Below are 14,837 nucleotides of genomic sequence, written 5' to 3' on the forward strand. Positions count from 1 at the left end.
TTCACCTTGGCGGACTGGATCTTTATCCTGATGGTGTTATACGGTAAATCTTACCCACCACATCTGGGGAAGAGCCAATCTTAATATCGAATACTTTGCGCCACTTCGCGACCTTTGCGGTAAATGACTTTCTATAAATCATCAATTTTTTCAATTGAGTTCCATACCGAGTTCCTTGATCTTGCGCGTCAGGGTGTTTCGCCCCCAGCCCAGCAGCTTGGCGGCATCCTGCCGGCGGCCGCCGGTATGGCGTAGTGCCGTCCGGATCATAATCCTTTCAAAGTCCGGCACGGCTGTCTCCAGAATGGCGCTCTCACCGGTCACCAGGCGTTGATCCGCCCAGCGCTCCAGTGACTTTTGCCAATTCTCATCCGTGCCGATCTCCTGCTCTGACTGATTGAGCTCGGGTGGCAAATCATCCAGCAGGATTTCCTGGCCGGCGGCCATCACCGTCAGCCAGCGACAAAGGTTTTCCAGTTGTCGAACATTCCCTGGCCAGTCAATCTGGCACAGGTATTTCTCGGCATCAGGCGAGAGGCGCTTTACCTCAACCTTCAGTTCCTTGGCGGCCCGGCCGAGGAAGTGCCGCATCAAGGCCGGAATATCCTCACGTCTTTCACGCAAGGCCGGGACATGGATTCGAATTACATTCAGGCGATGGAATAAATCCTCGCGAAAACGGCCTTCCTTGACCAGTTTTTCCAGGTCCTGATGGGTGGCGGCAATGATCCGCACATCGACCTTAATGGCCGTGTGGCCACCAACCCGGTAAAACTCGCCCTCTGCCAGCACCCGCAACAAGCGCGTTTGCAGCTCTGCAGGCATGTCGCCGATCTCATCCAGAAACAGCGTGCCGCCGTCAGCCTGCTCGAAACGCCCGTGATGCCGGGTCTGGGCGCCGGTAAACGCGCCCTTTTCGTGGCCGAACAATTCAGACTCCAGCAGGTCTCTCGGTATCGCCGCGGTGTTGATCGCGATAAACGGTTTGTCGGCACGCGGACTATGCCGATGCAGGGCATGCGCCACGAGCTCCTTGCCCGTGCCTGATTCACCATTAATCAACACGGTAATATTAGATCGGGCGAGGCGGCCTATGGCGCGAAACACCTCCTGCATGGCAGGTGCTTCACCAATAATCTCGGTTTTTGTGATCTCGTCTTCCATGACCACTTTCTGCTGGCTACGCTGAAGGTCTACGGCGCGCCTGACCATATCCACCGCCTCATCGATATCAAATGGTTTCGGCAGGTACTCAAAGGCACCGCCCTGATAGGCCGAGACAGCACTATCCAGATCCGAATGCGCCGTCATGATGATGACTGGCAAATCGGGATAGGTGGTATTTATCTCATTCAGTAGTTCAAGACCGTTAATGCCCGGCATGCGTATATCGGTAACAATTGCATCGGGCTTTGCCTCTGCCAGTCGTGCCATGATCCGGTTCGCATTCTCATAACTAACAACATCCATATCAGCCTTTGCCAGCGCCTTTTCCAGCACCCAGCGAATTGAGCGATCATCATCGATGATCCATATCTTTTCCTTAGCCATCGTCTTTCATCTCCGTTTCCAGCGGCAGCAGTATCGTAAACTTCGTACCCTTTTCACTGCTGCTACACTCAATCAAGCCATCATGGCGACTTATTAGTGACTGTGCGATTGACAGTCCCACCCCGGTACCTTCCGCCCGGCTGGTAACCATCGGGAAAAAAATCTTCTGTTGCATGTCTTCGGGAATTCCCGGGCCATTGTCCTTGATATCAATTCGTAACACGTGACGATGCCTGACGTTGCCGATTGTAAATTGCCTTTCAATGCGGCTTTTCAATTCTATGGTGCCATTTCCTTCCAGCGCCTGGATGGCATTCTGAACTATGTTTAATACTGCCTGCAGTAATTGATCACGGTCAGCCACAAACTCCGGAATACTGGGGTCGTAATTACGCCTTATCTGTACGCCGTCCGGTACTTCGGCCAGCACCAGGCTGCGCACACGTTCCAGAACCTCGTGGATATTGATGAGTGTTTTCTTCGGCAACCGATTTGGGCCGAGCATTTCATCTACCAGCTTTTGCAGACGATCGGCTTCACTGATAATAATTTGCGTATATTCCTTCAATGACTCATCGGCCAGTTCACATTCGAGCAGTTGTGCCGCCCCGCGCAGACCGCCCAGGGGGTTTTTTACCTCGTGCGCAAAACCGCGCACGAGGGCCCGTGTAGCGATATTCTGTGCCTGGAGTCTTTCCTCGCGTGAAATGCGCAGGTGATGGTCTACTTGCATGATTTCGACCAATGCCAGTTCAGCCCCGGCTGCGCTTCTGATTGAAGTAACAGTACAATCCACCGTAATCTTTTTTTCACTATTCAGCATCAAGGCCAGTTCACGCTCAGTCATGCCTTGTCCGGTGCGGATGGCCTTGCGCAGGTGTTCATGAAAGGTCGGTTCGGCGGGCAGCAGGTCCTGGGCTGTGCTTCCCACTACCTGTCTCGCACTGACCGCAAACAGCATCTCCGCTGCGGGGTTCAGGTATGTCAGACGCAGGTCGGCATCAAACACCAGGATTGCCGTGCTCATGTGTTCAAAAATAAGGCTGCCCAGTTCGGGCAGGTGCTTTTGCCTGATCTTCATGCCTAACTCTTGTGCAATTCCTGAACCATTTCTTGGCTGAATGGGTATTTTTTTTCTTCTTTTCCCGCCTGAAATAAGCGCGCAAAAACAACAAGATAAACACTCATTGCTGAACGTATCTTATTTACCGCTAATTTCGGCCTGGTGGTGCCTGTTTACTGCACCTGAACGCAGCCACCTATGCACTATTATAGTGCATAGGTGCCCGTTAGGGGGCACTCATTGGGGATTTATGCAGGATGCTGTGCTGCTTCATGTGAAAGGTGACCGGTTCTGAGGAAATCAGGGTCTTGTCCTCGTCATCGACGACGTGGATTTGTACGCTATGCGTACCCCGGTCAATGTCGCTAAGCTGGATCTGGTTGCTGGTGCCCTTGGTCTTCATTCGGGTGCCATTAATCGCCACAGCAAACCTGTGGCCAAGTGCGGATTTGAGAGCAGGCTTCAGCTTATAGCTTATCTTGACCGCCCCGGTATTGTCCCTGATGACACTGTCATTCTCCGGCGCGGTGATCTCGAGACTGTCATAGCCATTATTCTTTTTGTTGTCTTTTTTATCCGCTGGTAATGAGAGGGTCGGTATCGGCCCGGGCGTATAGGTCTGTGCCGGCGGCAGCTTTAATCGTTCACCTTGCTCACAGGGTGCATCGGTATAGGTAATATTGCCATCCGCGGCTTCACATTTATACACTTCCGCCATCGCTGGCACGCTACATATGAATAACGCCGTCATGACTACAAGCTTGCGCATAATGGTTCCCTCCTGAGCTCTGAGCATAGCCAAGTATGCCCCTGGACTCAATTATTCTTCTTATAATATTGCCGCATTGCTTGTGCCAAAAAAACGCCTCCCAATAGGGAGGCGTTTTCAGTTTGCCTGGCAACCAGGCTTACAGGCTGTAGTACATATCGAACTCTACCGGGTGCGTCGTCATCCGCAAACGTGTCACTTCATCCATCTTCAGGGCAATGTAACCATCGATCACATCATCGGTAAATACTCCGCCTGCCTTGAGGAAGGCACGGTCTTCATCGAGGGCCTCAAGGGCCTGATCAAAAGAGTGACAAACCTGCGGGATCAAGGCTTCTTCCTCCGCCGGTAAATCATAGAGGTCCTTGTCCATGGCATCACCCGGGTGGATCTTGTTCTGGATACCGTCAAGGCCGGCCATCAACATGGCCGAGAAGGCCAGGTAAGGGTTGGCGGTTGAATCGGGGAATCGAACTTCGATACGGCGACCTTTCGGGTTAGTCACAAACGGGATGCGTATAGAAGCAGAGCGGTTACGGGCTGAATAGGCCAGCATAACCGGAGCCTCGAAGCCTGGCACCAGGCGCTTGTATGAATTGGTCGAGGCATTGGTAAAGGCGTTCAGGGCCTTGGCATGCTTGATGATGCCGCCGATGTAATACAGGGCGATATCCGACAGGCCGCCGTACTTGTTACCGGTAAACAGGTTCTTGCCGGCCTTGGCGATAGACATGTGCACATGCATCCCGCTGCCGTTATCACCAACCAGGGGCTTCGGCATGAAGGTCGCTGTCTTGCCATAAGCATGCGCAACATTCTGGATGACGTACTTGAGGACCTGGACTTCATCAGCCTTGGCAACCAGCGAGTTGAAGCCGACACCGATTTCACACTGCCCGGCGGTCGCTACTTCGTGGTGATGGACCTCAACGGTCTGCCCCACATCTTCCAGGGCCAGACACATGGCAGAACGCATGTCCTGCAGTGAATCCACTGGAGGAACAGGAAAATACCCGCCCTTCATTGTTGGCCGATGACCGATGTTACCGTCTTCGTAAACTCGCTCGGAGTTCCACTCGGCTTCTTCAGAATCAATCTTGCAGAAGGAACCGCTCATGTCGGCGCCCCAGCGGACATCATCAAAAATAAAGAATTCGTTTTCCGGACCGAAGTAGGCAACATCCCCTACCTTGGTTGAGGCCAGGTATGCCTCGGCGCGCTTGGCGATGGAACGCGGGTCACGCTCGTAACCCTGCATGGTATCCGGCTCGAGGATATCGCAGCGGATGATCATGGTTGGCTCATCCATGAACGGGTCCATGTAGGCGGTAGTCGTATCCGGCATCAGGATCATGTCTGATTCGTTAATGCCCTTCCAGCCGGCAATCGATGAGCCGTCAAACATCTTGCCTTCTTTAAAGAAGCCCGCATCGACTTGTGAGGCAGGCAAACTGACGTGCTGCTCCTTGCCGCGTGTGTCGGTAAAACGCATATCGACAAATGCGACATCGTTGTCTTTCATCATCTTGTTAACTTTTGCTACGGACATTTTGTTTCCTCCGAAATCAGCCGATTGTCCTGAATTTTCTGTTAGTCGCCCTGGCGACGCCACAAACTTGGTATCACTTTAGTGCATGAACCATGCCACTTACTAATATATTGAATCTGTTATAAATATTGAGAGTAGACTTCGTTAAATAAATACTGTTTGCTCCATTGTGGTGCGCATACATTAACGGCGCACTAATATGGTGCATTTTAGCCTGTGAAACATATGGCTACTTCCGCGATTTCATCATCATCGCGAGTGGCGCGCTGCAGGCGCTCGCCTAATTCCGTAGCCTGCCTGCTATCGCTGACCACGGCCAGCGGCAGCTTTGCCTCGACGTGAATCTTGCCGTTCAGGTAATGCAGGTTATAACTATTAATTTCTTTTGCTTCCGGGATACCGGCCCAGTATTGCTGCAAGCGGGCTATTATCTGCCTCCTGTCAGGCAGATCGCAACAGTCCATCGCAAATTCATCGTCTTCCGGGTCGATATGCACCATCACATCGCTGACTTCCTCAATATCATCAATTAGCTGGCGACGGACCATTTCGCTGATCTGGTGGCCTTCCGACACGCTGAGTTTCGGCTGCACCTGGATGTGCACATCAACGAAGGCATCGGGCCCCATTCGCCGGGAGCGCAGCATATGCAAAGCCACAACGCCGTCAACATTCTTGATGGTTTCGCGAATCTTCACAATGCGTTCTTCATCCAGACCCGTATCTATCAATTCCCGGATACTGTGCCAGGCAAGTTCCTGGCCGATCCGGGCGATCATCAAGGCCACACCGATGGCCGCAATGGCGTCCAGATAATCCAGACCCGACATCGCCCCGAGCACACCAACAAACACAATCACCGAGGAGATTGCATCGCTACGACTGTGCCAGGCATTCGCGCGCAACATGCGGGAGCGCAGTTTGTGGGCCACATGCATGGTGTAATGGTAGATGACCTCTTTTGCCACGACCGAGATTGCCGCCACGACCAGTGCCAGCCAGCCCGGATGTAACAGGGTCTCCGGTGCAAACAGGCGTTCTACGGCATCCCAGGCAATACCGACGGAAACGAGTATCAGTGCCGCGCCCAGTGCTACGGTCATGGCGGTTTCAATCCGCCCATGCCCGTAAGGGTGATCTTCATCGGCATCACGACTGGCATGCTTGGCAGCGAACAAAACCATAAAGTCAGTCGCCAGGTCGGACAGTGAATGCACGCCATCGGCGATCAATGCCTGTGAATGCGCAATACCCCCCACAACCATCTTCGCGATGCCCAGGAGCAAATCCACCGCGCTGCCGATGAGCGTGACCTTGCGCACTTCTTTATAGCGCAGGTCCTGCGGGCTCATGCCTTTGCTATGGGTGTGGGCCATTATGTCGGTTCTCCAACACGCACCGTTATGCTGACTTCATGTTTTGTTTCTTTTGTTTCGATTACTTCATGGCCATTGATACGGCACCAGGCCGGGATATCATTCAGCGCCCCCGGGTCGGTGCAAAGTACTTCCAGCGTGTCACCGGGGTTCAGTTCGGCAACACGATCCTGTGTGCGGATCACCGGCATCGGGCACATCAGGCGATGAGCATCGAGTCTGTAATGGGTCATTTTAGCCTGTTATTACCTTATATATACCATGCCGGCGGGATATCGCCCGGTGGCATGGGCGTTACCTCAAGTATCTTTGCCACGCCTTCCTTGCCGGTGTATTCAAGCGTCACCGTCCCGGCCTCGCGACCCTGCCCGTAACGCGCAGCGATACGCGCGGCGAGTTCGATATCCTCATCCGTTAACTCACCGTCGAGCAATACCAGCGGCCCGGCATGGCTGGTGGTTTTCAGATTTGCGTAGGTTTTGCGATAACCGGAGAGAAAATTATTTTCACCTTCTTCACGACCGACGATCAACTTGAACTGTGGACGCGGACGAATATGCCGTCCCACCTTGAGCATCATAATGTCATCAAGTTCGTAATCGCGCTCGCCGCGCGACTCCCACAAATCGGCAAACTTTTTCGAGTACTGCGCATCGGTCAGAAAGCAACAACCGCCCGCCGGCTGCGCATATTCGCTAAAGCCGTATTTTTCGGCCAGCGCCATTTGCGGCTTTCGGGTACGCCCGCTGAAATCAAGTAGCTGCTCGCGGTCTATCCAGCCTTCGGTTTCCGCTTTGGTCGGCGGCAAGAGTTTTGCACATAGCGGGCGCAGCAACAGATCGCCGGCACCGGATTCCCTGGCGATGACGGGCATGGTCTCCTTGCGTTGCGACATCGGCCGCTGGCCGATGACTTCACCGGTAATAATAAAGTCGAAACCATTCTGTTCGATCCACTCGTGCGCCTTGCGAACCATGAAGCCCTTGCAGTCCAGACAGGGATTCATGTTTGCGCCGTAACCGTGCTTCGGGTTAATGACAACATCTTTGTATTCTTCGATCACATCAACGATGTGCAGCTTCATGCCCAGTTGTTCGGCTACCCAGAGGGCATTGTTGCGCTTCGGTTTGGCGCGGTCTTTTTTACGAATGGCATGCGTATGCCCCTCGACACAAAAACCCGTGTAGAAGTTAATACCCTCGACGTGGATGCCCTGTTCCATGACTACCCTGGCGGCAAGCAGGGAATCCAGGCCTCCGGAAATGAGGGCGACGGCTTTACGTTTTGTTGAAGTCATACTGGCTAGATACGGTAGAAAGGGCAGTTATTATAGCAGAGGCAACACGACTGTGAGTAATAGCCTCTATATATAAAAGGTGCCCATCGCATACAACTCTGCGCCCACGCGCGGTATACTGACGCGCTTATCAAGGAATATCAGGCAAAAAATTACAACGCCATGACTACCAACACAGATTTTTCGACCTTTCACGCCCTCATCGCGGGACTACAGGCCTTCTGGGCCGATCACGGCTGTGCCGTGCTGCAGCCCTATGATATGGAGGTCGGTGCCGGCACCTTCCACCCGGCGACATTCTTGCGCGCCATCGGCCCGGAGCCCTGGCGGGCGGCCTATGTGCAGCCCTCGCGTCGCCCCACTGATGGCCGTTACGGTGAAAACCCGAACCGTCTGCAGCATTATTACCAGTTCCAGGTCGCGCTGAAGCCCTCGCCCGACAACATCCAGGAGCTGTACCTCGACTCCCTGCGCCTGCTTGGTTTCGACCCGCTGGTGCACGATATCCGCTTTGTCGAGGACAACTGGGAGTCGCCGACCCTCGGCGCCTGGGGCCTGGGCTGGGAAGTCTGGCTGAACGGCATGGAAGTGACCCAGTTTACCTATTTCCAGCAGGTCGGCGGCCTTGAGTGCCGGCCCGTTACCGGCGAAATCACCTACGGCCTCGAGCGCCTGGCCATGTATATTCAGGGTGTGGACAGCGTTTTTGACCTCGTCTGGTCAAAGAGTGAACACGGCATCATCACTTACGGTGATGTCTTCCTCCAGAACGAGATCGAGATGTCGACATACAACTTCGAGCACGCCGACGTCGAGTCCCTGTTTGGCTGGTTTGATACCTGCGAGCGCGAAAGTCAGCATCTGATCGAGGCCGGCCTGCCGCTGCCCGCCTACGAGCAGGTCCTGAAGGCATCGCATACGTTCAACCTGCTTGATGCCCGTCACGCGATCTCGGTCACCGAGCGCCAGGCCTATATCCTGCGCGTGCGCAGCCTCTCGCGCGCCGTCGCCGAGGCCTATCATAGCGCCCGCGAAGCCCTTGGCTTCCCGATGTGCAAGGGGGTGAAGGCATGAAAACGCATGACCTGTTGATTGAAATCGGTACCGAGGAACTGCCGCCGAAGGCCCTGCAAAAACTCTCTGCGGCCTTTCTGGCCGGCGTCAGGGCCGGACTCGAAGAGGCCGGCCTGGGCTTCACCGCCGCCAGGGAATACGCCGCACCACGTCGCCTGGCTCTGCTGGTCGAGGAGCTGGAAGAAAAACAGGCTGACCGGGAAAGCCAGCGTCGAGGCCCGGCTTTAACCGCCGCCTTTGACGATGATGGTTGCCCAACCAGGGCGGCCGAAGGCTTTGCCAGGTCCTGCGGGGTCGAGAACGTCGAACAACTCGATCACCTGGAAACCGACAAGGGTGCCTGGCTTGCCTACACCGTCCAGGAAACCGGCAAACCTGCGGCAGAGCTGATTCCGGCTATTGTGCAGAAATCACTCGATGGCCTGCCGATTCCAAAACGCATGCGCTGGGGTGCCGGCTCGGCCGAGTTTGTTCGCCCCGTACACTGGGTTGTGCTGTTGTTCGGTGACAAGGTAATCGATACCGAGATCCTCGGGGTGAAAACTGATCGCACCACCTGCGGCCACCGTTTCCACCATCCTTCAGCCATGACGCTGTTCGAAGCTCGGGCCTATGCCCCCTTGCTCGAATCACAGGGTCACGTGATCGCTGATTTTGCCGATCGTCGCGAGGCCGTGCGGGCCCAGGTTCAGGAGATCGCTATCCAGCATGGTGGCAAGGCCGTTATCGACCCTGATCTGCTCGATGAAGTCACCTCGATGGTGGAGTGGCCGGTTGCCGTGTTCGGTAACTTTGATGAGCGCTTCCTCGATGTGCCTGCCGAGTGCCTGATCAGCTCGATGAAAGGCCACCAGAAATATTTCCATGTTATTGATGACAAGGGTGCATTAATGCCCTGCTTCATTACCGTCAGCAATATCGACAGCAAGGATATCGACCAGGTGCGTAAGGGTAACGAACGCGTAATTCGGCCTCGCCTCTCCGACGCTGAATTTTTCTGGCAACAGGACAAGAAGCACAAACTCGAAGAACACGCTAAACGCCTGTACACGGTTGTCTTCCAGAAGCAACTCGGCACACTCGGTGACAAGGTTGCGCGCATGAGCGCGCTGGCCGGAAGCATTGCCACCCAGCTCGGCGCCAACGCCCGCCACGCCATGCGCGCAGCGGAACTGGCCAAGTGTGACCTGCTGACGGAGATGGTCTTCGAGTTCCCTGAGCTGCAGGGTATTATGGGCCGTTACTATGCGGGCAATGATGGTGAAGACCCGGTCGTTGCCCAGGCCATCGAGGATCACTACCTGCCGCGCTTTGCCGGTGACAGGCTGCCGGCCGATGTCATTGGCCAGGCTGTTTCCGTCGCCGACAAACTCGATTCGCTGGTGGGCCTGTTCGCCATCGGCCAGCCGCCGACCGGTCAAAAGGACCCTTATGCCTTGCGTCGCGCCGCCCTTGGCGTGCTGCGTATTTGCATGGAGTGCAACCTCGACCTGGACGCCCGTGAACTGATCCGGGAGGCCGCGGATAATTACCAGTCGCTGGCACCGAAACTCAGCGTTCCGGAAGCCACGGTCACCGAGGTCTTTGATTTCATCCTCGGTCGCCTGCATGTATATTATGCCAACCAGGACTTCGCCGCCGACGAGATTGATGCGGTGTTGAGCCTGCGCCCAGGTCGCCTGCGCGAACTTGACCAGCGTTTACGCGCCGTGGCGGCCTTCCGCAAACTTCAGGAAGCGGCAAGCCTGTCGGCAGCGAATACACGGATTACCAACATCCTGAAAAAATCCGCTGGCGATACCTGGCCGACGCAGATCGATGCCTCCCTGCTATGCGAAGACAGTGAAATAACCCTCGCCCGTGACATCAAGCTCATGCATGACAAGGTCGAACCACTGTTGCAACGCGGTGATTACACTGCCGCGCTGACCGAACTGGCCGCGCTACGCAAACCCGTGGATGCCTTCTTTGATAACGTCATGGTCATGGTCGATGATGCCGCGGTACGCGATAACCGCCTGGCCTTGCTCAATAGCCTGCGTACCCTGTTCCTGCGCATTGCCGATTTATCACGCCTGCAAGGTTAACGATTACGGAGAGCCTCATGAGTAACCCGGATTCTTACGCCGACATGCTGAAGGCCATTCAGGCCTTTCATGACAAGCACGACTTCAAGGGCAGCGGCGGTGAAGACCTCACTTATCGCGTCGCCCTTATGGCCGAGGAACTCGGCGAGATCTCATCTGCTGTCACCAAGGGTAAAACACGCGAGCAGTTAGCCGAGGAATGTGCCGATCTGTTTATCCTGCTCATGGGCACGGCCATCGCCGCGGACCTTGATCTGAATGCAGCATTCTGGAAGAAGATGGAGAAGATCATGCAGCGTGAGTCCAAGATGGTAAACGGCCGCATCCGCGTATCCGAATTCCGGGATGTGAACTAGTCATGCAACTGGTCATTCTCGATCGAGATGGTGTGATCAACGAGGACTCAGCCCACTTCATCAAGTCGCCAGATGAGTGGCAACCCCTGCCTGGCAGCCTTGAAGCCATTGCCCAGCTCACAAACGCCGGCTGGCGCGTGGTCGTGTTCACCAATCAGTCCGGTATCGCACGCAAGCTGTTTGACATCGAAACCCTGAACGCGATTCACGACAAGATGTATAACATGGTCAGTGAATATGGCGGGGTCATTGAAGCTGTCTTTTTCTGTCCGCACGGCCCGAAAGACCAGTGTGCCTGCCGCAAGCCTGAGCCCGGCATGCTCGAGGAGATTGCCCAACGTCTGCACGTCAGGCTTGATAGTGTACCCGTGATCGGCGACAGCTTACGTGACCTGCAGGCCGCGCGGGCAGTCGGTGCACAACCGGTACTGGTACGTACCGGCAAGGGTGGTCAGACGCTTGCCGACAATGTCGGTCTCGAAGGCGTTCCGGTCTTTTGTGATTTGCGGCAGGCCGCCAGTGCCTTGCTGGCCGGTAGCCTGCAAGACGACACCTGAATATGCGTCTTTTTCGCTCGCTGCTGTTTTCCGCTGGCATGATCCTGATCACGGTGTTCTATGCCATCCCCAGTACCCTGGGTTATTTCCTCCCCTACCGGCCACGCTATCGTCTGGTGAGTGTCTGGCATCGCGCGGTACTGCGTTGGCTGGAACTGACCTGCGGCATTGATTACAAGGTTGAGGGTCTGGAAAATATTCCCCGGGACCAGGCTGGTATCATCTTCTCCCGTCATGAATCGACCTGGGAGACCCTGGCCCTGACCAAAATCTTTCCGCCGCAGGCCTGGGTCCTGAAGCGTGAGCTGTTATGGATACCCTTCTTCGGCTGGGCGCTGGCGGTACTCGAGCCCATTGCCATTGACCGCAACGCCGGTCGCAAGGCCATAAACCAGATCATCGATCAGGGTCTGTCCAGGCTTGGGGCCGGACGCTGGATCGTGGTTTTTCCTGAAGGGACGCGACTGGCACCGGGGCAGACAAAAAAGTTTGGTGTCGGTGGCGCCCTGCTGGCAGCCAGGAGTGGCTACCCCGTATTGCCGGTTGCGCACAATGCCGGTGAATTCTGGCCAAAGCGCGGCTTTTTGAAAAAGCCCGGCACTATCCGGATTGTCATCGGCAAGCCTATAGCCAGCAAGGGCCGAAAGGCCGCCGAGATAAACGCCGAAGCCGAGCAGTGGATCAATACGACCCGCGCCCGCCTCTAGCATGATTGGTTAAACGTCCAGGTTGGTGACCGAGAGGGCGTTCTGTTCGATAAACTCCCGGCGCGGTTCAACCTGATCACCCATGAGGGTTGTAAACAGGTCATCGGCGGCCACGGCATCCTCGATCCGTACCTGCATCAGGCGACGTGACTCCGCATTCATGGTGGTTTCCCATAACTGATCGGGATTCATTTCCCCCAGCCCCTTGTAGCGCTGGATAGATTGCCCACGTTTGGCCTCTTTCATAAACCAGGCCACGGCCTGGCGAAAACTGCTGACCTCTTCATGCCGTTCGCCGCGCTGGACATAAGCACCCTCGCCTATCAGCGTATCGAGCTGGTGCGACAGTTTAGCAATGGCTGCATATTCTCCGGAACCAAAGAAATCGCTGCCGAAAACAACATCATTATCGAGGCCATGTTTGGTTATGGTTAACCGCAACTGCAGGCCCCCATGATCTGTGTCCTGTTCCGCACACGCGCGATAACGACAACCATCTTCATCACTATTCAGTCGATCCACGAGGCCTTTCGCCCACTGGTTAAACCCGGCCTGATCCTGCAGGGTGCCGGCCTCGAGTGCAGGCAAATAAATCATCTTTTCCAACGCCGCCAGATGATAGCGTTTGCCCAGTCGCCTGGTTGTTGCGATCACTGCCAGGTATTGCTTGACCAGGGATTCTAGGCCCTGACCCTGAATAGCCGGCGAGTCAGCGGTGACATACAGGCCGGCCCCGTCAAGGGCCTCGCGGACAAGGTAATTATCCAGCTCGGCGTCATCCTTCAGGTAGTGTTCCTGCTTGCCCTTCTTCATTTTGTAGAGCGGTGGCTGCGCGATATACATGTAACCGCGCTCAATGAGCTCGGGCATCTGCCGATAGAAAAACGTCAGCAGCAGGGTGCGGATATGTGAACCGTCAACATCCGCATCGGTCATGATGATAATGCGGTGATAGCGCAGTTTGTCCGGATTGTATTCATCCTTGCCGATCCCGCAACCCAGCGCGGTAATCAGCGTACCCACCTCGACGGAAGATAACATCTTGTCAAACCTGGCTTTTTCGACGTTGAGGATCTTGCCCTTCAAGGGCAGGATAGCCTGGGTTCGCCGGTCGCGGCCCTGTTTTGCGGATCCGCCGGCAGAGTCACCCTCGACCAGAAATAACTCAGATTGTGCAGGGTCTTTCTCCTGGCAATCGGCAAGCTTACCCGGCAGGCCGGCGATATCCAGGGCGCCCTTACGACGGGTCATTTCCCGCGCCTTGCGCGCCGCCTCGCGGGCCCGCGCCGCATCGACGATTTTTCCTACAATCGCCTTGGCATCCGCCGGGCGTTCCTGGAGAAATTCAGCCAGTTTTTCATTCATGGTCGATTCGACCACGCCTTTTACCTCGGAGGACACCAGCTTCTCCTTGGTCTGCGAGGAGAACTTCGGATCCGGTACCTTCACCGATAAAACTGCTGTCAGCCCTTCACGGGCATCATCACCAGTTGTCGAGACCTTGGCCTTTTTGGCGCTGGCCTCGCCCTCAATATATTGATTCAGGGTGCGAGTCAGGGATGAACGGAAGCCGGACAGGTGGGTGCCGCCATCGCGCTGGGGGATGTTATTCGTGAAACAAAAGATATTCTCCTGGTAGGAGTCATTCCACTGCATCGCCACCTCGACCATGATGTCATCGCGCTCGACCTCAAAATAAAAGACGTTGTCGTGCAGCGGGGTCTTTTTCCGGTTCAAGTGCTCGACAAAGGCCCGGATACCACCCTCATATTCGAACACCTTTTCCTTGCCATCACGTTCATCAACCAGGACGATACGCACACCCGAGTTCAAAAAGCTCAATTCTCTCAATCGCTTAGCGAGAATGTCGTAGTGAAACTCGATATTGGTAAAGGTCTCCGAGCTAGGCTTAAAATGCACTTCCGTACCCGTTGTCTCCGTCTCGCCATTCACCTCGAGACCCGTAACCGGATCACCATGCTTATAATCTTGCTGGTAAATCTTGCCATGGCGACGAATGGTCAGGCGTAATTCATCGGAGAGCGCGTTAACCACGGAGACGCCGACACCATGCAGTCCACCGGAAACCTTGTACGAGTTATCGTCAAATTTACCGCCGGCATGCAGCACAGTCATAATCACCTGCGCGGCCGGAATACCCTCCTCTTCATGCATATCAACGGGGATACCGCGACCATTGTCTGAGACTGTAACGGAATCATCGCCATGGATGACCACCCGGATCTCGCTGCAGTGCCCGGCGAGCGCCTCATCAATGGAGTTATCAACGACCTCAAAGACCATATGGTGCAGACCCGTCCCGTCATCGGTATCCCCGATATACATGCCGGGGCGCTTGCGTACGGCATCCAGCCCCTTCAGAACCTTGATATTCGACGAGTCGTATGTTTTTTCCTCAGGCATCTTCATTACTCCATGGATAAGCGTCCG

13 protein-coding genes are annotated in these 14,837 nt (G+C 55.2%); 5 read left to right on the forward strand and 8 right to left on the reverse strand.

Annotation, left to right across the window (positions count from 1 at the left end; all coding sequences use genetic code 11):
- Positions 1–150: 150 nt before the first annotated feature.
- The 7 genes from ntrC to RQ738_RS05845 form a co-directional block, all read right to left on the reverse strand.
- On the reverse strand, positions 151–1,551 hold the full coding sequence (gene ntrC, locus RQ738_RS05815) for a nitrogen regulation protein NR(I) (RefSeq protein WP_314162774.1): 1,401 nt from the start codon (positions 1,549–1,551) through the stop codon (positions 151–153).
- The gene (gene glnL, locus RQ738_RS05820) at positions 1,544–2,632 is read right to left on the reverse strand and encodes a nitrogen regulation protein NR(II) (protein WP_314162775.1); all 1,089 of its coding nucleotides are present in this window, start codon (positions 2,630–2,632) and stop codon (positions 1,544–1,546) included. The genes ntrC and glnL overlap by 8 nt, the downstream gene beginning before the upstream one ends.
- A gap of 208 nt (positions 2,633–2,840) precedes the next feature.
- Positions 2,841–3,383 (reverse strand): DUF4124 domain-containing protein, encoded by a 543-nt coding sequence (locus RQ738_RS05825; RefSeq protein WP_314162776.1) that lies wholly within the window; start codon positions 3,381–3,383, stop codon positions 2,841–2,843.
- A gap of 139 nt (positions 3,384–3,522) precedes the next feature.
- Complete coding sequence (gene glnA, locus RQ738_RS05830) at positions 3,523–4,932, reverse strand: glutamate--ammonia ligase (RefSeq protein ID WP_314162778.1); 1,410 nt, start codon at positions 4,930–4,932, stop codon at positions 3,523–3,525.
- A 209-nt stretch (positions 4,933–5,141) separates the two neighbouring features.
- Complete coding sequence (locus tag RQ738_RS05835) at positions 5,142–6,308, reverse strand: cation diffusion facilitator family transporter (protein ID WP_314162779.1); 1,167 nt, start codon at positions 6,306–6,308, stop codon at positions 5,142–5,144.
- Complete coding sequence (locus RQ738_RS05840) at positions 6,308–6,541, reverse strand: sulfurtransferase TusA family protein (RefSeq protein WP_314162780.1); 234 nt, start codon at positions 6,539–6,541, stop codon at positions 6,308–6,310. Before RQ738_RS05840 ends, RQ738_RS05835 begins: the two co-directional genes overlap by 1 nt.
- A 17-nt stretch (positions 6,542–6,558) precedes the next feature.
- A complete protein-coding gene (locus RQ738_RS05845) occupies positions 6,559–7,605 on the reverse strand; it encodes a tRNA (5-methylaminomethyl-2-thiouridylate)-methyltransferase (RefSeq protein WP_314162781.1) in 1,047 nt (348 codons plus the stop codon).
- A 162-nt stretch (positions 7,606–7,767) separates the two neighbouring features.
- Here RQ738_RS05845 and glyQ point away from each other — a divergent pair, with 162 nt between their 5' ends.
- Genes glyQ through RQ738_RS05870 form a run of 5 tightly spaced genes read left to right on the forward strand, consistent with a single transcriptional unit; the run spans position 7,768 to position 12,386 of the window.
- Complete coding sequence (gene glyQ / locus RQ738_RS05850; protein WP_314162782.1) at positions 7,768–8,679, forward strand: glycine--tRNA ligase subunit alpha; 912 nt, start codon at positions 7,768–7,770, stop codon at positions 8,677–8,679.
- Positions 8,676–10,766 (forward strand): glycine--tRNA ligase subunit beta, encoded by a 2,091-nt coding sequence (glyS, locus tag RQ738_RS05855; RefSeq protein ID WP_314162783.1) that lies wholly within the window; start codon positions 8,676–8,678, stop codon positions 10,764–10,766. Before glyQ ends, glyS begins: the two co-directional genes overlap by 4 nt.
- A 17-nt stretch (positions 10,767–10,783) precedes the next feature.
- Complete coding sequence (locus RQ738_RS05860; protein ID WP_314162784.1) at positions 10,784–11,122, forward strand: nucleoside triphosphate pyrophosphohydrolase family protein; 339 nt, start codon at positions 10,784–10,786, stop codon at positions 11,120–11,122.
- Between the two features lie 2 nt (positions 11,123–11,124).
- Positions 11,125–11,679 (forward strand): D-glycero-beta-D-manno-heptose 1,7-bisphosphate 7-phosphatase, encoded by a 555-nt coding sequence (gmhB, locus tag RQ738_RS05865; RefSeq protein ID WP_314162785.1) that lies wholly within the window; start codon positions 11,125–11,127, stop codon positions 11,677–11,679.
- Between the two features lie 2 nt (positions 11,680–11,681).
- Positions 11,682–12,386 (forward strand): lysophospholipid acyltransferase family protein, encoded by a 705-nt coding sequence (locus tag RQ738_RS05870; RefSeq protein WP_314162786.1) that lies wholly within the window; start codon positions 11,682–11,684, stop codon positions 12,384–12,386.
- 9 nt (positions 12,387–12,395) lie between these two features.
- On the opposite strand, the gene gyrB is transcribed toward RQ738_RS05870, so the two are convergent.
- On the reverse strand, positions 12,396–14,810 hold the full coding sequence (gene gyrB, locus RQ738_RS05875) for a DNA topoisomerase (ATP-hydrolyzing) subunit B (RefSeq protein WP_314162787.1): 2,415 nt from the start codon (positions 14,808–14,810) through the stop codon (positions 12,396–12,398).
- Positions 14,811–14,837: the final 27 nt, after the last annotated feature.

Source organism: Sulfuriflexus sp. (assembly GCF_032250955.1).
GTDB lineage: Bacteria > Pseudomonadota > Gammaproteobacteria > AKS1 > AKS1 > Sulfuriflexus.